This is a genomic window from Bifidobacterium sp. H6bp9 (genome assembly GCF_032193695.1).
GTDB classification, from domain to species: Bacteria; Actinomycetota; Actinomycetes; order Actinomycetales; family Bifidobacteriaceae; genus Bombiscardovia; species Bombiscardovia kimbladii.
Genome location: NZ_JASTZY010000001.1, coordinates 167,842 through 191,621 on the forward strand (window position 1 = coordinate 167,842; position 23,780 = coordinate 191,621).

Below are 23,780 nucleotides of genomic sequence, written 5' to 3' on the forward strand. Positions count from 1 at the left end.
CTCGCCTATTATGCCACGGCGCATGAACACCGAAGCTGGTCCGGCGGCGAGGCCGGCCGGAAATGGGCGGGGCCCGGAATCACAGGAAGGATTCCGGGCCCCGTCATTGGATCGCGTCGACAAGCGACAGGCAATCCTACTCGATGATCTTGGTGACTCGACCTGAGCCGACCGTGTGGCCGCCTTCACGAACAGCGAAGGTCAGACCCTCCTCCATGGCGACGGGCTGGATCAGCTCGACGGAGAAGGTGGCGTGATCGCCGGGCTGAACCATCTCCACGCCCTCGGGCAGGGTGATGACGCCGGTGACGTCGGTGGTCCGGAAGTAGAACTGCGGACGGTAGTTGGAGAAGAACGGCGAGTGGCGTCCGCCCTCGTCCTTGGTCAGCACGTAGACCTCGCCCTCGAACTTGTGGTGAGGGGTCACGGTGCCGGGAGCAGCCACGACCTGGCCGCGCTCGACGTCCTCGCGGCCGATGCCGCGCAGCAGCAGACCGGTGTTGTCGCCAGCCTCGGCCTCGTCCATCTGCTTGTGGAAGGTCTCGATGGAGGTGACGGTGGTGGACTGGGTGTCGCGCAGGCCGACGATCTCCACGTTGGTGTTCACGGGCAGCTTGCCGCGCTCGACACGGCCGGTCACCACGGTGCCGCGGCCGGAGATGGTGAAGACATCCTCGATGGGCATCAGGAAGGGCTTGTCCAGGTCGTGGACCGGGGTGGGGATGTAGTCGTCGACGGCATCCATGAGGTCCTTGATGGTCTGGACCCACTTGTCGTGGTCAGGGGCATCGTCATGCAGGGCGCCGTAGGCGGAGGTGCGGATGACGGGGCAATCGCGGTCGAAGCCGTTCTCGTCCAGCAGATCGCGGACTTCCTCCTCGACCAGCTCGATCAGCTCTTCGTCGTCGACCATGTCGCACTTGTTCAGGGCGACCAGGATCTTCGGCACGCCGACCTGGCGGGCCAGCAGAACGTGCTCGCGAGTCTGGGCCATGGGGCCGTCGGTGGCGGCGACCACCAGGATGGCGCCATCCATCTGAGCAGCGCCGGTGATCATGTTCTTGACGAAGTCGGCGTGCCCGGGGCAGTCCACGTGGGCGTAATGGCGCTTGGCGGTCTGGTACTCGATGTGCGCGATGTTGATGGTGATGCCGCGCTCCTTCTCCTCAGGAGCAGCGTCGATCTGAGCGAAATCGTACTCGGGGTTGACGTCCGGGTACTCCTCATGCAGCACCTTGGAGATGGCCGCGGTCAGGGTGGTCTTGCCGTGATCGACGTGGCCGATGGTGCCAATGTTAACGTGCGGCTTGGTCCGCTCGTACTTTTCCTTTGCCATTGTGTTTTGTCCTCCTGGACGTCTCGTAGGTTGCCTGCGCGAACCACGCACAGAGCACTCGCTACATATTACTGGGTTATCGGGTTCTTTGCCACTTTTGCCCTCCGCCCAGTCAGCGCTACAAGAGTGTAACGCCGACTTGTGACAGAAGAGCCTTTTGGCGGCGGCCCGCCATGGCGGCGGACCGGACCGGCATTACTCGCCTCGCTGGGCCTTGATGATCTCGTCGCTGACAGCCTTGGGAACCTCAGCGTAGGAGTCCATCTGCATGGTGAACATGGCGCGCCCCTGGGTCTTGGACCGGAGGTCGCCAATGTAGCCGAACATCTCCGACAGGGGCACCTTGGCGTCGATGACCTTGACGCCGGTGGCGTCGGTCATGGACTGGATGGAGCCACGACGGGAGTTGATGTCGCCCATGACGTCGCCCATGTACTCCTCGGGAGTACGGACCTCGACGGCCATGATGGGCTCGAGGATGACGGGCTTGGCCTTGGGAGCAGCCTCCTTGAAGCACATGGAGCCAGCGATCTTGAAGGCCATCTCCGAGGAGTCGACCTCGTGGATCTGGCCGTCGGTCAGGGTCGCCTTGACGCCCACGACCGGGAAGCCTGCCAGCACGCCGGACTCCATGGCCTCCTGCACGCCCGCGTCGACCGAGGGGATGAACTCCTTGGTGATGTGGCCGCCGGTGACCTTGTTCTCGAAGATGTAGGATTCGCCCTCTGAAGTGTCCAGGGGCTCGAAGTTCATGAGCACCTTGGCGAACTGGCCGGAACCGCCGGTCTGCTTCTTGTGGGTGTACTCCTGGTTCATGACGGGCTTGCGGATGGTCTCGCGGTAAGCCACCTGGGGCTTGCCCACGTTGCATTCCACATGGAACTCGCGGCGCATGCGGTCCACCAGGATGTCCAGCTGGAGCTCGCCCATGCCGGAGATCAGGGTCTGGCCGGACTCCTCGTCGGTCTTGACCTGGAAGGTGGGATCCTCCTCGGAGAGCTTCTGCAGGGCGATGCCCATCTTCTCCTGGTCGGCCTTGGTCTTGGGCTCCACGGCCACCTCGATCACAGGATCGGGGAAGGTCATGGATTCCAGCACCAGCGGCGCCTTCTCGTCGCACAGGGTGTCACCAGTGGTGACGTTCTTGAGCCCGACGAAGGCGTAGATGTTGCCGGCGATGGCCTCGTCGACCGGATTCTCCTTGTTGGAGTGCATCTGGAAGAGCTTGCCGACGCGCTCCTTCTTGTCCTTGGTGGAGTCCAGAACCGTTTCGCCCTGGGCCACCTTGCCGGAGTAGACACGCACGTAGATCAGCTTGCCGTAGAAGGGGTGGGTGGCCACCTTGAAGGCCAGAGCCGAGAAGGGCTCGTCCACGGTGGGCTTGCGGTCGATCTCGACGGACTCGTCGCCGATCTTGTAGCCCTTGATGGCCGGCACGTCCTCGGGGCTGGGCAGGTAGTCCACGACCGCGTCCAGCATGGGCTGCACGCCCTTGTCCTTGAAGGCGGATCCGCAGAAGACCGGGAAGGCCGACTGCTCGATGGTCATCTTGCGCACAGCGGTGCGGATCTCTTGCTGGGAGATCTCCTCGCCGCCCAGGTACTTCTCGAGCAGGTCCTCGTCCGACTCGGCCACGGCCTCGAGCAGCTCGGTGTGGTACTGCTCGGCCTTGTCCTTGAGATCATCGGGGATGTCGATGGTCTCGTACTTGGCGCCCAGGTCGGCCTCGTCCTTCCAGTAGTAGGCCACCATGCGCACCAGGTCGACCACGCCGTGGAAGTCGCTCTCAGCGCCGATAGGCAGCTGCATGACCAGCGGCTTGACGCCCAGCTTGTCCTTGATGGTGTCCACCGAGTAGTAGAAGTCGGCGCCCAGCTTGTCCATCTTGTTGATGAAGCAGATGCGGGGCACGCCGTACTTGTCGGCCTGACGCCAGACGGTCTCGGACTGGGGCTCCACGCCCTCCTTGCCGTCGAACACCGCCACAGCGCCATCGAGCACACGCAGGGAGCGCTCCACCTCGGCGGTGAAGTCCACGTGGCCGGGGGTGTCGATGATGTTGATCTGGTAGCGGTCCTCAGGATCGTGGGACTGGCGGTTCCAGAAGGCCGTGATGGCGGCTGAGGTGATCGTGATGCCACGTTCCTTCTCCTGATCCATCCAGTCCATGGTGGAGGCGCCGTCGTGGGTCTCGCCGATCTTGTAGTTGACGCCGGTGTAGTAGAGAATACGCTCGGTCGTCGTTGTCTTGCCGGCATCGATGTGGGCCATGATGCCGATGTTGCGGACCTTGGTCAGGTCCGTGAGCACGTCTTGTGCCATAATTCCTTGTTCTCGCTCTCTTGGGATTACCAGCGATAGTGGGCGAACGCCTTGTTGGCCTCGGCCATCTTGTGGGTGTCCTCGCGGCGCTTGACCGCGGCACCCAGGCCGTTGGAGGCATCAAGGATCTCGTTGGCCAACCGCTCCGACATGGTCTTCTCACGACGGGCGCGGCTGTAATCGGTCAGCCACCGCAACGAGAGCGTATTGGCGCGGTTCGGCTTGACCTCGACGGGGACCTGGTAGGTGGCGCCGCCGACACGACGGCTGCGGACCTCCAGGCTGGGACGAATGTTGTCCAAGGCGCGCTTGAGCACGGCCACAGGCTCCTGGTCGGTCTTCTCCTTGACCTGCTCCAGAGCAGTGTAGACGATGTTCTCGGCGATGGACTTCTTGCCGTCCAGCAGGATCTTGTTGATCAGCTGGGCCACCACGGTGGAACCGTAGATGGGATCGGGCAGGAGCTGGTGCTTTTTAGCTGGTCCTTTGCGTGACATGTGTTACTTGGCCTTCTTTGCTCCGTACAGGGAACGGCCCTGCTTGCGATCCTTGACTCCCTGGGTATCCAGCGCACCGCGCACGATGTGGTAGCGCACGCCGGGCAGATCCTTGACACGTCCGCCGCGCACCAGCACGATGGAGTGCTCCTGCAGGTTGTGGCCCTCGCCGGGGATGTAGGCGGATACCTCGATGCCGGAGCTCAGACGGACACGGGCGACCTTCCGCAGAGCCGAATTCGGCTTCTTGGGGGTGGTGGTGTAGACACGGGTGCACACGCCGCGACGCAGCGGGCTGCCCTTGAGTGCCAAAGTCTTCGACTTGCGAGGCTTGGCCTTGCGCCCTTTGCGGACGAGCTGTTCAATTGTTGGCAACTGACTCTCTCCGATTCCTTCGATGAACTTGTCTTCGTTTGCACTGCGAGACCGCCGCACCGCAGCCGCAGTCGCTCCCAGGAGGAGAGATCAGCCACTGTCCACCGGCCCGATGGCCCCTGATCCTCCTGCCGGGCATTGCTGCCTGCATTCTTCGGATTCGGGGATATCCCGACAAGCTCACCTGTAACATAAGGCATGCTGTCGGCACACACGACGAAAAGTATATCACCGGGGCAGACACGGCCACGTCTAGCACTCGGAAGTATGCTCTGAGCTTTGCTCACTGTGATGCCGCACTGGAACCGTCGATAGGAAGCCCCTTGCAAGAGACCTTTGGCGGGCTTTTGCATGCACCGCTCACAGATTCCAATAAAGGAACGGGCGCCCGCCTATAACAGCTTCCTAATTTATAGGTGTCGGAAAGGACATAGCATATCTGTATCAGCAAATAGAGATGCCAGAAACATCAATGCCTGCGTTCGGTCACGTAAGCGTCAGCGTGCGGGGATGCCCTGGGATTTGTGGGTGGCCGGCCGTCTACTTGGTGTCCTTCTCAAGAGCCTGGCGAATGTAGTCGCGCAGAATTAGGGCATGGTTGACGGCGGGATCCTTGGCCGCATAGACCAGTGTCGTCCGATCGTGTTCGCGCACAATGCTCAGTAGATCCCCCAGGGCGGGATTGTCATCCAGCTCGGTACGGTAGCGGCGGGCGAAATCCTCGAAACGGTCCGGATCATGGTGCCACCAGCGCCGCAGGTCCGGACTGGGAGCGACGTCTTTGAGCCAGCCGGACAGGGCTGCCCGCTCCTTGCTGACACCGCGCGGCCAGAGCCTGTCGACCAGGATGCGGATCCCGTCCTCGTCAGCGGCCCGCTCGTATACGCGCTTGATATCCACCTGACCCATCATCTGCCTCCTGAAACCAGGGACCCGAGTGATTCATGTCTCCTTGAACCATGATATTGACGGAATCGGCATTACGGAAGAGGCAGCGACTGCCATACCGTGGCGTAGGCTGATGAGTATGCTTACAGACGCAGACAAGGGCAAGGCAGCCGGATCAAACGGCAGCAGACCAAGCCCTCAAGCCCGCAATTCGGCAAAATCGACCGGACCAGGATCCAAGGGACGACAGTGGCGGCGCCTATGGATACCCGACCAGATAGGCGGCTGGGCCATGGCCTTGATGCCGGGCTTGGCTGGGCTGCTGGTCGGAGGCCCGACCTGGAGGAGCCTGCTGCTCATGGTCGCCTGGGCTTTCTGCTACTGCTTTGAGTTCACCGGCTCACGGTGGATGGTATCGCACCGAGCTGCCAGATTTGCGCCACCAGCTTTGGGATACGCTCTGCTCACGGCCGTGACCGGGCTGATCCTATTGGTCAGCACCCCTGGGCTCCTGCGATGGGCCCCGCTCTACCTGGTGCTGGGCGTGCTGAACTTTGCCGCCGCCTGGATGCGCGCAGAGCGCTCCTGGTGGAACGATACCGTGGCCGTGATCGCGGCCTGCACGCTCTGTCTGATCGCCGTCTCCCTAGGGTCACGATTCCAGAAGCCAGGACCAGGACTGGAAGGCGCCAACGCCGGCTACTTCGGATGCCAACCGAATCCTGCTGTGGACTGCTTCGCCAGTGGATTCCTGCCAAGCGCCGCCCTGCCATCGATTGGAGTGATCAGTGCTGCTGTCTTCGCTGTGACCCAGTTCGGTTCGGTCATCTTCGTCAAGACCATGATTCGCGAGCGCGGCAAGACCTGGTGCTACCTGCTTTCGCTGGCTTGGAACCTGGCCCTCTGCCTGATCGGGGTCGCCATGATACGCACCGCAGGATGGTGGCCATTATTGACCGCCCTGGCTCTGCTGGTGCGCGCGGCCCTGCTGCCTGCCATCTCCCGTCGGCGCCGCATCCCCATTCTGTACGTGGGCCTGGTCGAATGCGCCACCAGCCTGCTGGTCTTCATCCTGGTGATCGCTCAGGCTGACGTAATGACCGCGGCTCTGACAAGCTTGCTCGGCGCATGACTGCAGGTTTGGCCACACATGTCACCCATGTCACCCACGTCACCCACGGGTTCGGGCCTGTTTGGGATGACCGGTCCCGTGTACTGATCCTTGGATCCATACCCAGCCCGAGTTCGCGCGAGGCTGGCTTCTACTACATGTTTCCGCGCAACCGCTTCTGGCCCGTGCTGGCCGCACTTTTCGACCAGTCTGTTCCAGCGCCCGATCCGGTCGTCCGTGCCCGGTTCGCGCTCAATCACCGCATTGCCCTTTGGGATGTCATTCAGGAATGCGACATCCATGGTGCCTCTGACGCTTCAATCACCAATGTCGTGCCCACCGACATCGCCGGCCTGCTGGACCGTGCGCCCATCGGCACCGTATTTACTACAGGACGCAAGGCCGGACAGCTTTACCGTCGCTACTGCCTGCCGAATCTGGAGGAGAAGGGGTATCGACCGACGATGATCAATCTGCCATCCACCAGCCCCGCCAATGCCGCTCTGAGCCTGACCGATCTGATCAAGGCCTACCAGCCCATAAGAAAAGCCCTCGACGAAGAAGAGCATCATATGCAAGACACTCACATTTACTGTGGCTAATAGACAAATACCAGCAGTCAAAGCCCAAGATGTTAAGAGATGTTGAGAACCTTCCTAAGACAGAATTCCCCTTCCCCAGTAAAAGGTGATCGGCTAATAACCGCAATTCTAGATGGGCAAAAACTGCTATAACCAGCCTGGTAGCAGAATTTATCCACGATCATGAACACTCCCCTGTTCTGATCAACGACCAGTTCTGGCGGACTCAGATGACCAGCCAGTTGCCGTTTTTAGATATGCTTCCGTGAAGATAACCCGACCAAGTTTGGTCACGTGGCAGCATGCTCTAAATTAAGGAAAAGGCTATAAAAACCGGATGGATTGGCGCGAGGCTCATAAGTCCTTCTGGACGTCAAAGAGCGTACGACAAGTGCTGAATGGTCCGGACTTCAAGTTAATAACCAAACCTCGGTTGTGCTGGGGATTTTTATGTAGAAGCCATGGTCATGAACTGAAAGCCCAAAGACAGAGCACAACCTTTGCCATATGGGTCACGCTTCACCGGCGTGCCATGTCATGCCATCGTGTATAGTTTCATCTGTTGCATTGATCCGCCATGCGGGTCGATTCACCATGGTGGCTATAGCTCAGTTGGTAGAGCACCTGATTGTGGTTCAGGAGGTCGCGCGTTCGAGCCGCGTTAGCCACCCGTTTTGTTAGTAGGCTTCCATGTTTTCCTACAAATGATTAAATCGAATTCCTTGGACTATAAAGGTCCCTATACCTGACAAAAGCTCCATTGCGCGTAAACAGTGCGCGATTCTCTATCACATAAATGCCATTAACAATAACCACATCGTCTCTCCAACTTGAATTTGACAAATCATCGGAGCAACTCTACACTCTTTTATTAAAGATCTTGGATAAGATCTGGTTATAAGCCTGGATAGGTTTAGGTAGTTTGTGTTTTTCTTGCGCAATGACGCTTAACCTACTCCTTCCTTATATTGATGTTTCATATTGCTATAAGTAAGGAATTAGTTATGGATAATCTGAAGAACGATGTTGCGATAATTAAATTCATCCAATACGACGAGCAATACAGTGGATGTATTACCCGTGTCGTCGGGTACGCAAAGATTCGAAGTTTAATAAATCTTATCGACGTGCTAGATCTTGATGCGAATCCCCGTTCATCAAAGGTCGGCACAGTGACCAACGACATTCAAGATTCAATCGAGAATACCCCAGACATCTTTCCTTTCAAAACCAAAGGTTTACTCGTGGCATCCTCCGAATATGAGCAGCTTGAACGCCATCGTTATCGTCTGCACTTCAAGGACCGACAGACTGAGGGTATTTTGGACGGCGGTCACAATGCTCTGGCTATAGGTTTGTATGTACTGCGCCTAGCAATGGATGCAGCAAATCACCCCTTCCCTCGATCCATAAAAACTTGGAGCGACTTCAAGTCTGCTTGGTACAAGTTCCATGAGCTGATTGACCAGTACCTCAAAGACACCCGCAAAGATGAAGACGATACGGAATCCGTAACGCGATTGGACGTTTTAGTCCCGATAGAGCTATTGCTTCCTAGAGACCAAAACGATAGCAATTGCCTCGATGAATTCAATTCAAATCTCTTGGACATTTGTAATGCACGCAACAACAATGTTCAGTTGACAGTAAGCACCAAGGCCAACAAGCATGGTTATTTTGATGCCTTCAAAAAACTACTGTCCGAACAGGATCCTGACGTTGAGAAGCGCATTGAGTGGAAAACCAATGATGGAGGTGACATCAAAGCCGCAGATGTCATAGCTTTGGCATGGATACCACTATCATTGTTGCCTTCGATACCAAACAAGTCCGGAAAACCCTTTGAGGCACCAAATCCGGTACAACTTTATTCGAGCAAGGCTGTCTGTCTGAACAAATTCGAGCAGTTCATGAGTCTGGATAGCGTTTCATCACAAGGTAAGGGATATCAGCGCGAGCTTAGCAATCCAAGCGTCTACAGTGCATTTCAGATCGCTGTGCAACTTCCTCGTCTGTATGACCACATTTATGCGACATTCCCTAGGCTTTACAACAAAAACGGCGGAAGCTACGGGAAAATCAACGCTGTAAAATCACTCAATCGGCGCCACAACAGCCATTTAGCTCCATATGGTCATGAACAAGTAGAATATCTGAGTCCGGATGGGTTCATCACACCCTTGGTATATGGATTACGCGCACTGATGACGGTTGAACAACCTCAAAAGCAAAACGAATACCCACGCGTGGTATGGAGTCAAGATCCTTTACCTTGGCTCGATCAGCACCTGGCAAGCATCATCAAGCGATACGTAACCATATTCACACCGTGGGGCTATGACCCACAAAAAATCGGAAAATCGATTGGAAGCTACCAGAACGCCCTCGATGATTACAAATTAGCTCTCGCAGGAATAGAGTAGTAAGCACGAGTTTCATTAAAGCCACCCATCGCATGCTGTTAAAAGCCGCAGAAACAAAGCGGGGGTGGCTTCATCTTTGCGAAAGTTAGATGCTGGCATTCTTTACATCTGAATTCGTGATTCCAGCTTCTGAGAAACCAATTACATATACTAAACTGGTCGCCCTCACATACTTATCCGTCAATGAGCACTATCAATGAGCATCGGAAATCCGAAGTTTACCTTGTTTATTCAACGTTTCAGTGACGAGTAGAGAAGGCATCCCATCCATAATTCTCACATGACAAAGACGGCTAAACCACGAAGTTTGCTGGGCGAACGGATAGCAAAAGATTAAGGACAGACACTTATAAGATAAGAATAGGAAATTCTTCATGCCTGATGAAACTACATATTTAACTAAATTTTACGGTTTACTCTCCAGCACTAAATAAACCCTCTTTCCAACGCTAGAGTATCGTTGCTACATCCTTTAAAAGTCAATAGAGGAACGATATCGGTTTGGTGCCGGTCAATGCCACTTTTACGAGAAAATGGCACATACACTGGCCTCAACAGAGGTTGCTTCCCGGAAATGGGTAGGCCGCCAGATGACCTGCCACAAGTTACGAGGAAGAACAAGCCTGGAGGGTCAGATGAGCAACAATCGAAACGAACGAGCGAATAAGTACCAAGGCAGGCATGAGGAATCGCGGGTGCCCGACAGCCAGCAGAAGAGGCATGAAAGCAATTCCACACAGAGCAATAACACCCGGGAAAGTTCCCAACAACCAACAATGAACACCAAGAACCATATGCCAAAGCCGGTGGACAATCCCAAGGCCAGCAAAGATAACCATGTAGAAAATTCACCCAAGCCGAAGCCTACACCTGAACAAACAGGCGAGAAGGAAGGCAGGGATTCATCCAACAAGGACGCTGATCATAGCAGGCCTGAAACGGAAAATAAGCAGGAACAGACCATACCCACCGACCGCGAGCAAGCCTCTCACACAGACAGAGAGCATGACTCCTTCCACGATGACAAGCCAAGCCAACCCAGTAAGCCTGTCGGCAAACCATCTCAACCAAGTGTTGCCAACTTACCCAAACCACCCAAGGCGAAGAACCATGACTCCTTCTATCTGGGCCTGGCTTCGGCAGTCCTAGTCGCAGCTTTGGGGCTCAGCCTGAGCACCATGCCGATCTTCTTCTCACTGCCTCTTGCCGCCGTCCTCTTCGGAATTGGCATCTGGCTCCTCTCCTATGCCAGCTTCAAGTCTCCCGGCAAGCCGGAGGGAGAGGGAACGGAGACGGACAGGCATACCAGGACCGTAGTTGTGGCGACGGTCCTTCTGGTGCTGCAAACCTTCATCATGGATGTCTTCATCTTCACCCGAATGGGAACAGTCGGCAAACACCAGAACGCCATCGTGATCACATGGATCATCGCCAGCATGATCGAGACCCTGGCTGCCTTCGCGCTCATCTACCATCACAATCCCCTGCAGTCCAAGCCCAAGGATTCCGCGGCAAACGACAAGCATGAGGGAAAGGAATAAGGCGCCACAGCGCACATAAATCAGAAACGACGCACAAGTCCAAAAAGGCGGACTGGCCGTCAATGTGAGACCGCCACAGCAGACGAACAAATCAGCTCGCCTAGTTGTTCTGTTCGCCAAGGTCTCGTGCCCACTGAGGTTTTGCGTCTCAGGGTGCCGCGTATCATTCTTGAAGACGCGCGGCACCCTTGCATGATCAACCCACATACCGTAGCTGGTCATAGCTGGAAACTGTCGGATGGACAGAGGCTACGATGCCATGCGCTACGCCGACCGGCTCCCCAAAAATTCGGTAAAAAAACCGTGAGCCCATTTTTCGGACGTTACAACTCTTCAGACATTGCATAGGTTGCGCGGGTGCAACTATGTGGGCACAGCTTCATGCTCCTTCTATTTCTCGTCCACATTCGGAAAATACCTTGAGCTCGGTCCCTTCTCGACCGACACTTATCAACGCGATCACATTCAGACTGCACTAACCTCTCATCAGCACCGATCAGCAACTAGAATCATTGGTGCAATTGCTCACACACAGTTGTGTTTGAAAAAGGAAAGACATGAGTGGACCAGAACAATCTCCCGTAACCTTCGGGGTCCTCAAAGAGACAAACGAGGAAGAGTCTCGTGTGGCCCTAACGCCAGACATCGCGACCCGGCTGACCAGGCAAGGCATCACCTGCCTATTGGAGTCCGGGGCCGGGGCTCGAGCCGGCTTCCGGGATGAGGACTACCAGCGGACGGGAGCCACAGTCACCGACAGGGATACCGTCCTATCCAAATCAGAAGTCCTGGGTTTCGTCAACAGACCGGATAGCTCCTTGCTGAAGAGGATTCCAGCCGGAACATGGATCATCGGCATGCTGGGGTCCTTGAGCGACAGGGACTACATCAAATCCCTGGAAGCGGCCGGGCTTACGGGAATCGCCATGGAGCGGCTCCCCCGACAGCTCAGCTCGGCCCAGTCCATGGATGAGATGACCTCGCAGAACTCGGTCATGGGATACAAGGCGGCTCTGGTGGCTGCCGATGCCTATGGATCCTTCTTCCCCATGATGACCACTGCGGCGGGGACCATCCGACCAGCCAAGGTCCTGGTCCTGGGCGCGGGGATTGCAGGCCTGCAGGCCATCGGGACCGCAAAACGCCTGGGAGCCGTGGTCACTGCCTATGATGTCAGGCCCGCTTCCAGGCAGGAGGTGGAATCCTTGGGAGCCAAGTTCCTCGACTTGGGGCTGGACTTCTCCAAGGGACAGGGCCAGGGCGGCTATGCACGGCAGCTGACCGACCAGGAACAGGCCCAGCAGCAGGCTGCGGTGGATGCCAAAGCGGCAGGCTTCGATGTGGTCATCACCACGGCCAAGGTTCCAGGCGGAAAGCCTCCTCGCCTCCTGAGCGCCAAGGGTGTGGCCAACCTGCATCCCGGGGCTGTGGTCGTGGACTGCGCTGCCAGCGACCTGGGCGGCAATGTCGAGGGATCACAGGTGGGAACCAGGACCACCGACAAGGGGGTCATCATGATCGGGGCACCATACCTGGCCAGCGGTGTAGCCACGACGGCCTCCAACCTCCTGTCCAGAAATGTAGCGGACGTATTGGTGCACTTCCTTCGTGATGGCGCGCTCAGCATCAAAGCAGACGACGAGATCGATCAAGCACTGGTTGTATTTAATGCAACCAAATCCGGCACACATGGAAGCGCTGATGCCCCAGATGCCGAAGAGACCGAAGAGAAAGGTCAAGAGCAATGAATTCTGTGGTCATAGCAATTACGCTTTTCATTCTGGCCCTGCTGATCGGCGTGGAGGTGATCGGCAAGGTTCCGGCCACGCTTCACACACCGCTCATGTCAGGCGCCAACTCCATTCATGGCATTGTGATCGTCGGAGTGGTCATCATCGCGGCGGAGGCCCATTCCCCGCTTTCCTATGTACTCATATTCCTGGCTGCCGTCCTCGGCGCCATGAATGTGGTAGGCGGCTACGTGGTGACCGACAGGATGCTGGAGATGTTCAAGTCCTCCAAACCCGACAAGGGAAAGGATAAGGCCAGCCAGGACGAACAGGCTTCGTCCCTCACGACCGAGAGCGCTAAGGATCAGGGAGCCGACAAGTGAATACCCTCGATATCATTACCTGGTTCGTCTACCTCCTTTCCTCGGTCATGTTCGTCATGGGCCTGCACTACATGAACTCCCCCAAGACGGCCCGTACGGGCAACAGGATTTCTGCAGCGGGCATGGTCATCGCCGTAGCCATGGCCTTCATCCATCTGTTCGCCACCGGTTTCAACTCCTCCCTGGCCATCATTCTGCTCGTGCTCGGCATCCTGATCGGATCGGCAGCGGGGGTCTACTCGGCCAGGAAAGTCAAAATGACGGACATGCCTCAGCTGGTTTCCGTCTTCAACACGGTCGGCGGCGGCGCTGCAGCCCTGGTCGCCCTGAACGACATACTGACTTCCGAGGGCACCCCGACTCTGGTGGTGCTGATCACCGCCGGCCTGGGCGTGGTCATCGGTTCCATCACCTTCACCGGCTCCCTGATAGCTGCCGGCAAACTCCAGGGCATCAGCATGATCAAAAACCTGAAGCTGCCGGCCAAGGCTGTCTGGAATGTGCTCTTCGCCCTGTTGACGGTTCTCAGCCTGGTCATGCTCTGCCTGAATCCGGGCAATCGGACCCTATGGGCCATCCTCACGGCTATTTTCGCCCTGGGCTATGGACTGGTCTTCGTCATCCCCATTGGCGGTGCCGACATGCCCGTGGTCATCTCCGTCTTGAACGCCTGCACCGGCACAGCTGTGGCCATGAACGGCCTGGCCATCGACAACGTGGCTCTGATCGTGGCAGGCGCTTTAGTTGGTGCAGCAGGCGCCACTCTGTCCGTCCTGATGGCCCAGGCCATGAACAGGCCGCTCCTGAGCGTCCTAGCTGGAGGGTTCGGCGGTTCCTCTGTCAGCGCCAGCCAGGATCAAGGTACCCAGGGGACCATGAAGGAGACCACGCCCGACGATGTGGCCGTCCAGCTGGTCTATGCGGACAAGGTCATCTTCGTCCCCGGCTTCGGTCTGGCGCAAGCCCAGGCCCAGCGCGAACTGGCCGACCTTGGCGAGCTGCTCAAGAGCCGTGGCGTGGAGGTCGCCTATGCCATCCATCCCGTGGCTGGCCGTATGCCCGGACATATGAACGTCCTCTTGGCCGAAGCCAACGTCCCCTATGAGGAATTGATCGACCTCGACGACATCAATCCCCAGTTCCCCTCAGCCAACGTCGCCTTGGTGGTCGGCGCCAATGACGTGACCAACCCGGCAGCCCGCCGACCGGGGACCGCGGTATCCGGCATGCCCATTCTGGATGTTGACAAGGCCCAGCATGTTGTTGTCCTCAAGAGAGGCAGAGGCAAGGGGTACGCCGGCATCGAAAACGAGCTCTACTTCAACCCGAACACGCAGATGCTCTTCAACGACGCCAAGGTCAGCCTTCAGGCGATCATCGCCTCCGTCAAGGAACTCATCGCCTGAGCATATGCTGTAGTGAGTACCCTGGCTCCGTATCGGCTTGGCTGGTCCGGAGCCAATAATCGTCGAACCGGAAGGACCCACATGCTGTCATTCGTCAACGACTATTCCGAGGGCGCCCACCCCGCAGTCCTGCAGCGGCTGATCGACACCAACATGGAGCACCTTCCCGGCTATGGCAAGGATCGGTACTGTTCCTCCGCCGCTCAGAAGATCGCTCAGGCCTGCGACTGCCCCCAGGCTCAGGTCTATTTCATGGCCGGAGGGACCCAGACCAACCAGGTCGTCGCTTCCTGCCTGCTGAAGTCCTACCAGGGAGTAGTCGCTGCAGATACCGGCCATGTCAACGTCCACGAGGCCGGCGCCATCGAAGCCGTAGGCCATAAGGTCCTGACCATTCCCGGCGAACAGGGCAAGATTCGCGCCGAGGACCTTAAGGCCTTCCTGGAAGGCTTCTACGCCGACGAAAACCATGAGCAGATGGTCTTCCCCGGCATGGTCTACATCTCCCATCCCACCGAGTATGGAACCCTCTATACCCGCGAGGAGCTGGAAGACCTTTCGCAGACCTGTCGGGAACACAAGATTCCGCTCTACCTGGACGGGGCCAGGCTTGGGTACGGACTGGTGGCCCCCGGAACCGACGTTGACCTGACGGACATAGCCCGTCTTTGCGACGTCTTCTACATCGGCGGGACCAAGGTCGGAGCACTCTGTGGGGAAGCGGTGGTCTTCCCCAGGGGGAACGCTCCCGAGCATTTCAGCACCATGGTCAAAAGAAGAGGTGCCCTTCTGGCCAAGGGAAGACTCTTGGGTGTGCAGTTCGACGCTCTTTTCACCGATGACCTCTATTCACGAATCAGCCGCAACGCCATCCAGACAGCAGCGATGATCAAGAAGGCCCTGCATGCGAAGGGGTATCAGATTGTCATGGACTCCCCCACCAATCAGACCTTCGTCCGCTTGGACAATGAGCGCTTGGAAGCGCTATCCAAGCAGGTCGCCTTCGACTTCTGGGAACGCAGCGATGCCACCCACACCGTGATCCGACTGGCCACCTCATGGGCGACGACTGTTGAGGACACCCAGGCTCTGATCAATTTGCTGTAAAGGCCCCCCGAGCTCAACCAAGACAAACCACGGTCATCCTGCTACCCCTCCCCTGCTGGTCTTCCTTAGGGAGGGGTATTCGCATATGTACGTGAACTTTTCATCCGCCCTGCAAACACGACCGATCCCACATTGTTGGACATATCACACTCGTTCGGGTGAGTGCAAAGCTCTCGTTCAGTAAGATCTTTATTGCAACAATGCTGATGCACACACCCCCGCCCTGAGCATAGGGGGTCGAAATGTTTCAACGATGAAAGGAAGCTTATGAAAGCCGTTGTTTTCGAACAATTCAATACCTTCCCCACCCTCAAGGAAGTGCCGGAGCCGACCCCTGGGAGCGGCGAAGTTCTGCTCAAGGTGGCCGGAGCAGGTTGCTGCCATTCCGACGTCTCCGTCTTCCAGGACTACACCCCAGAAACCGGGAGCCACACCAAGCCGCCATTCATTCTGGGGCACGAGACCACCGGCTGGGTCGAAGAGGTAGGACCCGATGTCACGGGCTTCAAGAAGGGCGATGCCTACATCGTCTACGGACCCACCGGATGCGGCCACTGCCCTCACTGCGTGGCGGGCCAGGAGAACTACTGCTCCAGCGCCGCAACCAATAAATCCCTGGCCCTGGGACTGGGCCGCGATGGCGGCATGGCTGAATACATGACCGTCCCCGCCCGCAACCTGGTGCCGCTGGGAGATGCAGATCCAATCGGCGCAGCACCCCTGGCTGATGCGGCTCTGACTCCCTACCATGCCATCCGGGCTGCCATGCCCCACCTGAACGGTGGTGGAAAGTATGCTCTGGTCATTGGCCTGGGCGGGCTGGGCCAGATCGCCATTCAGATTCTGCACGCGCTGACCGGCGCTACCGTGATCGCCACTGACACCAAGCCGGAGGCTCTGGCCAAGGCTGAGGCCAAGGGTGCCATCCCCGTTATGAGCGACGAGCACCAGGTGGAGAACATCAGGAAGATCACCCATGGCGAGGGCGTGGATGCTGCCTTCGATTTCGTGGGTGTGGCCCCGACCATTGCTGCCGCACAGGCCTCGGGCGGCCCGGGATCCCGGGTGACCGTGGTCGGCATCGCCGGCGGCAAGGCGGAATACGACTGGTATTCCAAGCCCTGGGAGCAGGAGCTGCTGGGCGTGTATTGGGGCTCCATTCCTGAGCTCTACGATGTGGCCAACATGTATCGCCACGGCCAGATCCAGACCGAGATTGAAACCTACTCGCTGGACAACGCTCTGGATGCCTACCACAAGCTGGTCGACAACAAGCTCTCAGCCAGGGCCGTCATAGTCCCCCACACCAAGGCTTGATTTTCCCCTGATTGTAGACGGAGAAGCCGCCCATCTGTCGGTCGAAATTAAGCACCATCAGATTTAAGTACTGTCAGATTCATGTGCTGACACCATTCTCCGCCTACATGCGCTGATGGCCTGTCATGGTCTTGCTATAAGGCCATGACAGGCCACTGTCATCTCACTAAGCGGCTCAGACCCGCATTATTTACAGTTCGCTCGTTTGCGTGGCATCGCTTAGCAGCAAGTGGACGAGGAAAATACCGTTAGTGGATTCTAGGCTCATGGAGCCGCCGAGCGAATCCACCAGGGAATCAACAATACTGAGACCCAGGCCTGTGCTGCTGATCTTGGTCCGTGATTGGTCATCGGTCTGGAACCGTGCCATCAGCCTGTCCACATCAACGGCTTCGCCCTTGGTTTTGTTGCCGAAGTCCAGATGAATCCGCCCATCTTCGCCCTGGCGCAGGTCAACCCAGGCTGATGCATCCGCATACTTGAGCCAGTTGCCGATCAGGTTCTGAATTATTCGACACACCATGGTCTGGTCCGTCGTAATTTCCACACCAGTTTGGATTCTGGGCTCCACCGTGACGGACCGCGCAGTCAGCGAATCGAAGGCGTTGAAGAGCTCCTGCTGAACCAGTGCAGACAGATTCACCCTAGTCAGATCCAGGCTCACGCTTTTCTCCTGCATCAGATTGAAATCCATCAGGTAATGCAGATAGTGGTCCACCGACTGCAGGTTGTTGAGAATCTTGCCCAATTGCTCCTGATCAGCCGATCCCTCCTTGAGCAGCTGGGCGTATCCCCTGGCCACGGTCAGCGGGGTCTTGATGTCATGGGTCAGGTTGGTCAGCATCTGCCGGACTTGCTTGTTCTGCTCAGCCTGAGTGATCTGCAGCCGTCTGGTCTTGTTCAGAACGGCATTGATCCTATCCGCCAGAGTGCAGATGAGCCCGATATTAGACCCAGTGGTTACCAAGGCGTTGGTGTCGGCATGGTTGATGAAGTCCAGATCATCACTGATCCGTTTGAGGTCGGTAGTCAGCATTATCAGGCCAATCGCTAAGGCGAGAGCGACAAGACCCAGAACAAGTGCAACCACCTTCACGGATTCACCTCCGACGACCCCTTATTCATCGTTCTTCCTTCCACGTGGATTCAAACCAGGCGAATACCGATGCCCCAGACCGACACGATGTAGCGCTGACTGCCGGCGTATCTGTTCAGGCTGGTCCGCAAGGTGCTCAGGTGCACATTGAGAGTGTTCTCGGCATTGATGTAGGGCTGGTTCCAAACCTGCCGATAGAGATCCTCCTTCTCGAAAACCCGATGCGGATGATCCATCAGAAGCTCAAGAATGGCAAATTCCTTGCGCGCCAGTTCGACCCGGTGCCCATCAACGCTGACCGTGTGCTCCATCCGGTCCAGCTCGATACCTTCGAAACACATCTTGGAGTCGGATCCACCTGCTGCATCCGCATCCGCTTTCAGCGCCCCGGATTGGCGCAGCTGGACCTGGACGCGAGCGCGAAGCTCGTCGATGTCAAACGGCTTGGTTACATAATCATTGGCGCCCTGCTCCAGGAGGCTGACGGTCCTGGTCTTGTCCTGAATGGCCGTGAGGATGATGACCGGCACTGACGACATATGCCGAATGGACTTGAGAACGCTGTCCCCGGTGACTACGGGGAGCATCAGATCCAGAAGAATCAGGTCGGGTTCCTCCTGCTGGAAGCGGGCCAAGGCCTGGGCGCCAGTCGTCGCTTGGATGATTCGGTAGGTCCCTCCCAACACATCCTTGAGCAGGGACTGGATGTCCTCCTGATCCTCCACGACCAGAATCGTCGGCATACTTTCTTCCTTTCGCAGGTCACTCTCATGTTACTGAAGCCGCCTAACGATGCCGATCTCGCCCAATCGGATTTATGAAATTCTTAATGATTTCTTAGCCATGCAATTAAGAAAGGCACTTTAGATTCTCTGATAGCGACACAGGGAAAGGAATTCCATGGACGATACCATTCTGGATATTAACCATGTCAGCAAACGGTTCGGCCGCTTCCAGGCACTGGACGATCTCAGCCTCTCCATAAACAAGGGCGAGATCTACGGGCTGATCGGCGAGAACGGCGCTGGCAAAACCACCCTGATGCGTCTGATCACCGGACTGTCCCCCATACAGGAGGGAAGCATAAGGCTGATGGGGCACACAATTGGCAAGGACAGCCGGATACTGAGCAGAATAGGCTCGGTCATTGAGGCACCAGCCGCCTTCAAAAAACTGACCGTCAGCCAGAACATGAAGCTGACAGCCATCCAGCACGGGCTGGCCGACGACAAGGCCATCGATCAGACCATCGACTTCGTCGGCCTGAGCGAAAAGGCCAAGACTCGGGCCGGTCACCTCTCTCTGGGCCAGCGTCAGCGCTTGGGGCTGGCCATGGCCATCCTCACCCGACCCGATTTCCTGATTCTGGACGAGCCCATCAACGGCCTGGATCCGGCAGGAATCATGGAATTCAGAACACTCCTGGACAGGCTCAACAAGGAGCGCCAGACGACCCTTCTCATCTCCAGTCACATTCTGAGCGAACTCTACCTGGTCTCCTCCCGGTTCGGATTCATCAGCCACGGTCGCCTGATCAAGGAGGTAGACAAGGATGAACTGGATCGGATCAATCAGAATGGACTGTTGATCGACGTGGACCAGAGCTCCAAGGCCGCTATGCTCCTGGATCGCAAGGGAATCGGCCCCTTCCAAGTCCTTGACGACCATCAAATTCTGATCAAGCAAGGGAATCTGGAACCGGGACCCATCAACAGTCTTCTGGTTCAGGAAGGCATCTTGGTCAATCAGATCGGCCAGCAGAAGGGATCGCTGGAGGAATATTTCGCGGATCTGCTGAACAAGGACCCTCAAGAGCTTAGGAGACAACAATGATTAACCAGATCAGGGCCGACTTTTACAGGCAGCGGCGATCCATCGGCATGCTGATTCTGCTGATTGCCACTGTGGCACTCGGCATAGTGACCACATGGGGCAAGACGACCATAGGAATCACCACCGGAGGCGAAGAATACGCTCATAAACTGTCGGAAATCGAACGCCAGGGCTGGACAGTCAGAACAGGCCTGCAAGCAGGTGTCGCCTCCGCCTCGTCCCTGGTTTACTTTTACATCGCGGTCTTCGTTATCGTCATTGGTTCGGAATACAGCCAGCACACTTTGAAGAACACGCTGACATCAGGCATCTCACGAATACAGTTCATCCTAGGCAAGTACGTGACCATCCTGATTGACATCATCCTCCTGACCCTGTGCTACTTCATCACCATCCTGATCACCGGTCTGGCTCTAGGAAGGAAGCCGGGGGCCGACTGGGGCGTCTTGGGCAAGGATGTGGCCGTCATGACCCTACTGGTGAGCTTCTGCATTTCCGTCATCATCAGTCTGGGCATTGTCCTCTTGATCATTGCCAAATCCCTGGTAGCCCCAGCGGTGGTGATCGTGATATGGCCCGTGCTGATCGGCCTCGTAGAGTTGACAGCAAAATGGCAGTGGCTGAAATACTTCGACTTCGTCGGGTTCGGCGAACAGATCGTTCTGAACACTCTGAAGGCCGATCAGGCCTGGATCTATGCCGGAGCATCCGTGGGCGTGGTCCTGGCGGCCATCATCGGATCGGCTCTGATCATATCCAAGCAGGAGATCTAAGCCAGGTCAGGCTATACCTGCTCCGGCTCTTTGATCGCTGACGGCCTGCATGGCCATATGGGCAAAGGCCTTGACGGAGGCATCCAGGGAATAATGTTCCTTGGCATGTTCGGCGTAGCGTCCGGACCAGACTGCAAGGGCATCAGGATGGTCTATCCACCAGTCGATTTGCTCAGCCAGCGCCCAGGCCTTGCCAACCGGGAAGAGCGAATGCTGCGTCAGGGCGAAGTGTCCTGCGGCGCTCAGGTCGGATCGGGCAATGATCGGGACTGCGCCACAGGCCATCCCCTCCAGGACGCTGACCGATTCCAGATCCGCGATTGACGGATGGACCAGCAGATCGGCCCGCCTGAGCAGGTCGGGCATAGTCGCGTTCTGGTGGAATCCAATCGAGACCCGCATGCCGTCCAACTGCCGGGCGGCTTCCGCCTTCAGACGGCGCTCCATGGGCCCTGTGCCTGCTATGGTCAGGCTGATCCTGCGCCTGTTCCTGCACAGAGCCAAGGCTCGGATCAGGGTCAGATGGTCCTTTTCCCGGGCCAGCCTGCCGGAGGCCGCGACTTGGATCAGCCGGTCTGATCGCTGACGCTCGTATCGGTCACGCTCATATCGGTTCCCGGGGTTGAACCTAGGCTGGTACCCGTTGGATATGACATGCAGGCGGGCCTTGTACCCATGCGAGCGCAGCAGGTCGGCCGTCAGCTGGGTGGGAACGTGGATGTGCCTGACATGATCGTAGAGCCAGAACCGAAAGAGCCGGTAGACGGCCGAGTCCACTCCGGGCAGCCAGCGCAATGGGCCTGCGGAATAGGTGATGTTCTCAGGCTGAATGTGAAACCCAGCAGTCACCGGTATGCCCATAGAACTGGCCTGTGCCAGGGCGGCACGGCCGAAGACGAATGGTTCGTAGATATGGACCAGATCCACACCGGCAAAGGCCCTTCGGAAGAGTTCCGGATCGGCACGGGCGAAGCTCATCTGCTGCCTGGCCGCCACACGGGAAACCAGAGGAATTCGATGCACCCGCGCCGGATAATCTGTCGAGCCCACCCCTACCAGCCGAACCCGGTGCCCCAGCGCCTCCAGACCCTGGGCGTATTGGATGGCGGAATTGGAGGTCCCGTTGCCCCTGTTGCCGAAGGAATCCAGGACCAGGGCCAGCGTCAGGCGATCATGATCCCTCATCGGCCTTCCCTCCGCTGTTCATCATTAGCAGACTTGGGCCGGATTAAGACAGGTAGACGACCCGATTGCACCCACTATTAGTAGGAGAAGGCCGGGACTGCCGCCCCACGGTAGTAGCGGTTGATGGCATCAGCCACATAGCGGCTGTGATAGGCAGAGACCAGAGCCTTGTAGGCGGCATCATTTTTGTCGGCCTGCCTGGCCACGATGATGTTGACATAGGGGTGATTGGCTGGCGATTTGAGATCGCCGGGCACCTGGTAGATGGCATCCTGGATCTTCATGCCGGCATCCAGGATGAAATTGGTGTTGGTGATGCCGGCCGCATAGTCGGGCAGGACCTTGACGATTCCCGGTGGATCGACCTGGTCCAGGACCAACCCGCGCGGATTGTCGACGATGTCTTCGGGAACCGGCGTGGTGGCCTTGGGGTCGCGCAGACCGATCAGCCCGGCGCTGGCAAGCACCTTCAGGGACCGTCCCAGGTCGATGGGATCGCTGGGAATGGCCAGCCGCTCGCCATGCCCTATCTGGTCAACGCTCCGGTACTTCTTCGAGTAAAGGTTGAGCGGTGAAATGTAGGTGTCGCCAATAGCAGCAAACTGGTACCCATGCTGCTTGGTCTCCTGCTCCAGAAAGGCATAATGCTGGAAGGCGTTCAGGTCGATCTCACCGTTGGACAGTGCCTGATTGGCGTAACGCCCGTATTGGAAGGAGCGGAGCTTGATTGTTATGCCGGCCCGGCGCTGGTCCAGTTCGTGCTGCACGGCCTTCCAGATCTCCTCATCGGCATCGCCCACCAGGCCGATGCTGATCTCCCGCTGGCCGCGTTCGGGCTGGTTGACCTTGACATAGGCCACGCCCATCAGGACGGCGACCACCAGGATGACGACCGAGACAGCCGCCAGCTCTCGCTTGGCTCTGGTTCTTCTGGTGCTCATATCCGTTCTCCTTCATCGATGGAACCTATCGCATCAGGAAACCTTGAAGGCCGGCAGACAGGCGCCCTTGTAGACACGGACGATGGTGTCGGCCACGGGCTTGGAATGATAGGCGCGCACCACCGCGGCGTAGGTGGGGTTGTCCCGCTGATCCCTGGTGGTGACGATGATGTTGATATAAGGCTTGTTGGCCGGGTTCTGCAGATCGTAGGGAACCTCGTGGATGGCATCGTGCACGCTGCGACCTGCATCGACCACGAAGTTGGCATTGGTGACCCCGCCCGCATAGTCGGGCAGCAGGTTGAGGATGCCGGCCGGATCCACCTGCTCGATACTCAGATGCTTGGGGTTGTCCACCACATCCTCGGGCAGCGGGTTGGTGGCCTTGGGGTCGCGCAGACCGATCAGCTTGGCATCGGCCAGGACCTTCAAGGCCCGGCCCATGTTGGTGGCGTTGTTGGGGATGGCCACCCGGTCGCCGTCCCGGAACTGCGAAGGCTTGGCATAGCGCTGCGAGTAGAGGTTCATGGGCGAGATGTAGGTATTGCCAAGCACGGCCAGCTGGTAGTGGTTGGTTTTCACGTCGTCCTCCAGGTAGGCGTAATGCTGGGCTGCGTTGAAGTCCACCTCGCGGTTGGATGTGGCCTGGTTGACGTAGATGGCGTCCTGGAAGGGCTTGAGTTCGATCCTGATGCGTTCGCCACGCCGATCCAGCTCTGCCTGGACGGCCTTCCAGATCTGGTCGTCCGAGCTGCCGATGACGCCGACCCTGACGACCTTGACATCGGCACCCACCTGGTTCAGGCGGACATCGGTGCCGACCACCAGCGCCAGCAGGAGGACGATGACCAGGCTGAGCGCCGCCAGCTGGACCTTGGCTCTGTTCTTTTTGCCGACGTGACTGCGACCGACCACGATAATCTGACCTTTCCCGG

The 23,780-nt window shown here is 57.7% G+C and carries 21 protein-coding genes and 1 tRNA gene; 12 read left to right on the top strand and 10 right to left on the bottom strand.

Features of this window, described 5'->3' with window-relative positions; all coding sequences use genetic code 11:
- Positions 1–136 precede the first annotated feature (136 nt).
- From tuf to QRX40_RS00665, 5 genes are all read right to left on the bottom strand, one after another.
- On the bottom strand, positions 137–1,336 hold the full coding sequence (tuf, locus tag QRX40_RS00645; RefSeq protein ID WP_015022138.1) for an elongation factor Tu: 1,200 nt from the start codon (positions 1,334–1,336) through the stop codon (positions 137–139).
- Between the two features lie 195 nt (positions 1,337–1,531).
- Positions 1,532–3,658 (bottom strand): elongation factor G, encoded by a 2,127-nt coding sequence (gene fusA, locus QRX40_RS00650; RefSeq protein WP_045924656.1) that lies wholly within the window; start codon positions 3,656–3,658, stop codon positions 1,532–1,534.
- 26 nt (positions 3,659–3,684) lie between these two features.
- A complete protein-coding gene (rpsG, locus tag QRX40_RS00655) occupies positions 3,685–4,155 on the bottom strand; it encodes a 30S ribosomal protein S7 (RefSeq protein ID WP_015022140.1) in 471 nt (156 codons plus the stop codon).
- A gap of 3 nt (positions 4,156–4,158) precedes the next feature.
- The gene (rpsL, locus tag QRX40_RS00660; protein ID WP_015022141.1) at positions 4,159–4,530 is read right to left on the bottom strand and encodes a 30S ribosomal protein S12; all 372 of its coding nucleotides are present in this window, start codon (positions 4,528–4,530) and stop codon (positions 4,159–4,161) included.
- 540 nt (positions 4,531–5,070) lie between these two features.
- The gene (locus QRX40_RS00665; RefSeq protein ID WP_045925111.1) at positions 5,071–5,439 is read right to left on the bottom strand and encodes a DUF488 domain-containing protein; all 369 of its coding nucleotides are present in this window, start codon (positions 5,437–5,439) and stop codon (positions 5,071–5,073) included.
- A gap of 112 nt (positions 5,440–5,551) precedes the next feature.
- On the opposite strand from QRX40_RS00665, the gene QRX40_RS00670 reads away from it, so the two are divergent.
- The 10 genes from QRX40_RS00670 (at position 5,552) to QRX40_RS00715 (ending at position 17,017) form a co-directional block, all read left to right on the top strand.
- Positions 5,552–6,550, top strand: coding sequence for a YwiC-like family protein (locus tag QRX40_RS00670; protein ID WP_313835622.1), 999 nt, complete (start codon positions 5,552–5,554; stop codon positions 6,548–6,550).
- Positions 6,547–7,131 carry a DNA-deoxyinosine glycosylase gene (locus tag QRX40_RS00675; protein ID WP_313835624.1) on the top strand — a complete coding sequence of 195 codons (585 nt, stop codon included), beginning with the start codon at positions 6,547–6,549 and terminating at the stop codon, positions 7,129–7,131. Before QRX40_RS00670 ends, QRX40_RS00675 begins: the two co-directional genes overlap by 4 nt.
- Positions 7,132–7,707: 576 nt before the next feature.
- Positions 7,708–7,780, top strand: a tRNA-His gene (locus QRX40_RS00680).
- Positions 7,781–8,114: 334 nt separating this feature from the next.
- Positions 8,115–9,533 carry a hypothetical protein gene (locus QRX40_RS00685; RefSeq protein ID WP_313835626.1) on the top strand — a complete coding sequence of 473 codons (1,419 nt, stop codon included), beginning with the start codon at positions 8,115–8,117 and terminating at the stop codon, positions 9,531–9,533.
- Between the two features lie 635 nt (positions 9,534–10,168).
- Positions 10,169–11,074 (top strand): hypothetical protein, encoded by a 906-nt coding sequence (locus tag QRX40_RS00690; RefSeq protein WP_313835628.1) that lies wholly within the window; start codon positions 10,169–10,171, stop codon positions 11,072–11,074.
- A gap of 557 nt (positions 11,075–11,631) precedes the next feature.
- Positions 11,632–12,822: an NAD(P) transhydrogenase subunit alpha gene (locus QRX40_RS00695; RefSeq protein ID WP_313835630.1), complete on the top strand. Its 1,191-nt coding sequence runs from the start codon at positions 11,632–11,634 to the stop codon at positions 12,820–12,822.
- Positions 12,819–13,187, top strand: coding sequence for an NAD(P) transhydrogenase subunit alpha (locus QRX40_RS00700; protein ID WP_045924660.1), 369 nt, complete (start codon positions 12,819–12,821; stop codon positions 13,185–13,187). The genes QRX40_RS00695 and QRX40_RS00700 overlap by 4 nt, the downstream gene beginning before the upstream one ends.
- A complete protein-coding gene (locus QRX40_RS00705) occupies positions 13,184–14,593 on the top strand; it encodes an NAD(P)(+) transhydrogenase (Re/Si-specific) subunit beta (protein WP_313835633.1) in 1,410 nt (469 codons plus the stop codon). Before QRX40_RS00700 ends, QRX40_RS00705 begins: the two co-directional genes overlap by 4 nt.
- Before the next feature lie 81 nt (positions 14,594–14,674).
- Positions 14,675–15,700 (top strand): aminotransferase class I/II-fold pyridoxal phosphate-dependent enzyme, encoded by a 1,026-nt coding sequence (locus QRX40_RS00710; RefSeq protein WP_313835635.1) that lies wholly within the window; start codon positions 14,675–14,677, stop codon positions 15,698–15,700.
- Between the two features lie 267 nt (positions 15,701–15,967).
- Complete coding sequence (locus QRX40_RS00715; protein WP_101432632.1) at positions 15,968–17,017, top strand: NAD(P)-dependent alcohol dehydrogenase; 1,050 nt, start codon at positions 15,968–15,970, stop codon at positions 17,015–17,017.
- A gap of 190 nt (positions 17,018–17,207) precedes the next feature.
- On the opposite strand, the gene QRX40_RS00720 is transcribed toward QRX40_RS00715, so the two are convergent.
- Both QRX40_RS00720 and QRX40_RS00725 read right to left on the bottom strand, forming a co-directional pair.
- Complete coding sequence (locus QRX40_RS00720) at positions 17,208–18,053, bottom strand: HAMP domain-containing sensor histidine kinase (protein WP_313835638.1); 846 nt, start codon at positions 18,051–18,053, stop codon at positions 17,208–17,210.
- Positions 18,054–18,163: 110 nt separating this feature from the next.
- Positions 18,164–18,856, bottom strand: a complete 693-nt coding sequence (locus QRX40_RS00725; protein WP_313835640.1) for a response regulator transcription factor — start codon at positions 18,854–18,856, stop codon at positions 18,164–18,166.
- A gap of 157 nt (positions 18,857–19,013) precedes the next feature.
- Between QRX40_RS00725 and QRX40_RS00730 the strand changes: the two genes are divergently transcribed.
- Both QRX40_RS00730 and QRX40_RS00735 read left to right on the top strand, forming a co-directional pair.
- Complete coding sequence (locus QRX40_RS00730; RefSeq protein WP_313835642.1) at positions 19,014–19,946, top strand: ABC transporter ATP-binding protein; 933 nt, start codon at positions 19,014–19,016, stop codon at positions 19,944–19,946.
- Positions 19,943–20,719 (top strand): ABC transporter permease, encoded by a 777-nt coding sequence (locus QRX40_RS00735; RefSeq protein ID WP_313835644.1) that lies wholly within the window; start codon positions 19,943–19,945, stop codon positions 20,717–20,719. The genes QRX40_RS00730 and QRX40_RS00735 overlap by 4 nt, the downstream gene beginning before the upstream one ends.
- A gap of 6 nt (positions 20,720–20,725) precedes the next feature.
- On the opposite strand, the gene QRX40_RS00740 is transcribed toward QRX40_RS00735, so the two are convergent.
- The 3 genes from QRX40_RS00740 to QRX40_RS00750 form a co-directional block, all read right to left on the bottom strand.
- Entirely contained in the window at positions 20,726–21,904 is a 1,179-nt protein-coding gene (locus QRX40_RS00740) for a glycosyltransferase (RefSeq protein WP_313835645.1), read from the bottom strand.
- Between the two features lie 77 nt (positions 21,905–21,981).
- Positions 21,982–22,845 (bottom strand): MetQ/NlpA family ABC transporter substrate-binding protein, encoded by an 864-nt coding sequence (locus tag QRX40_RS00745; RefSeq protein ID WP_313835647.1) that lies wholly within the window; start codon positions 22,843–22,845, stop codon positions 21,982–21,984.
- 33 nt (positions 22,846–22,878) lie between these two features.
- Positions 22,879–23,760, bottom strand: coding sequence for a MetQ/NlpA family ABC transporter substrate-binding protein (locus tag QRX40_RS00750; RefSeq protein ID WP_313835649.1), 882 nt, complete (start codon positions 23,758–23,760; stop codon positions 22,879–22,881).
- Positions 23,761–23,780 lie beyond the last annotated feature (20 nt).

Excerpts from the sequence above, each read along its gene's own strand:
- tuf (WP_015022138.1), bottom strand. The coding sequence starts at position 1,336 with ATGGCAAAGGAAAAGTACGAGCGGACCAAGCCGCACGTTAACATTGGC.
- fusA (WP_045924656.1), bottom strand. The coding sequence starts at position 3,658 with ATGGCACAAGACGTGCTCACGGACCTGACCAAGGTCCGCAACATCGGC.
- rpsG (WP_015022140.1), bottom strand. The coding sequence starts at position 4,155 with ATGTCACGCAAAGGACCAGCTAAAAAGCACCAGCTCCTGCCCGATCCC.
- QRX40_RS00665 (WP_045925111.1), bottom strand. The coding sequence starts at position 5,439 with ATGGGTCAGGTGGATATCAAGCGCGTATACGAGCGGGCCGCTGACGAG.
- QRX40_RS00670 (WP_313835622.1), top strand. The coding sequence starts at position 5,552 with ATGAGTATGCTTACAGACGCAGACAAGGGCAAGGCAGCCGGATCAAAC.
- QRX40_RS00675 (WP_313835624.1), top strand. The coding sequence starts at position 6,547 with ATGACTGCAGGTTTGGCCACACATGTCACCCATGTCACCCACGTCACC.
- QRX40_RS00685 (WP_313835626.1), top strand. The coding sequence starts at position 8,115 with ATGGATAATCTGAAGAACGATGTTGCGATAATTAAATTCATCCAATAC.
- QRX40_RS00690 (WP_313835628.1), top strand. The coding sequence starts at position 10,169 with ATGAGCAACAATCGAAACGAACGAGCGAATAAGTACCAAGGCAGGCAT.
- QRX40_RS00695 (WP_313835630.1), top strand. The coding sequence starts at position 11,632 with ATGAGTGGACCAGAACAATCTCCCGTAACCTTCGGGGTCCTCAAAGAG.
- QRX40_RS00700 (WP_045924660.1), top strand. The coding sequence starts at position 12,819 with ATGAATTCTGTGGTCATAGCAATTACGCTTTTCATTCTGGCCCTGCTG.
- QRX40_RS00710 (WP_313835635.1), top strand. The coding sequence starts at position 14,675 with ATGCTGTCATTCGTCAACGACTATTCCGAGGGCGCCCACCCCGCAGTC.
- QRX40_RS00715 (WP_101432632.1), top strand. The coding sequence starts at position 15,968 with ATGAAAGCCGTTGTTTTCGAACAATTCAATACCTTCCCCACCCTCAAG.
- QRX40_RS00720 (WP_313835638.1), bottom strand. The coding sequence starts at position 18,053 with ATGCTGACTACCGACCTCAAACGGATCAGTGATGATCTGGACTTCATC.
- QRX40_RS00725 (WP_313835640.1), bottom strand. The coding sequence starts at position 18,856 with ATGCCGACGATTCTGGTCGTGGAGGATCAGGAGGACATCCAGTCCCTG.
- QRX40_RS00730 (WP_313835642.1), top strand. The coding sequence starts at position 19,014 with ATGGACGATACCATTCTGGATATTAACCATGTCAGCAAACGGTTCGGC.
- QRX40_RS00735 (WP_313835644.1), top strand. The coding sequence starts at position 19,943 with ATGATTAACCAGATCAGGGCCGACTTTTACAGGCAGCGGCGATCCATC.
- QRX40_RS00740 (WP_313835645.1), bottom strand. The coding sequence starts at position 21,904 with ATGAGGGATCATGATCGCCTGACGCTGGCCCTGGTCCTGGATTCCTTC.
- QRX40_RS00745 (WP_313835647.1), bottom strand. The coding sequence starts at position 22,845 with ATGAGCACCAGAAGAACCAGAGCCAAGCGAGAGCTGGCGGCTGTCTCG.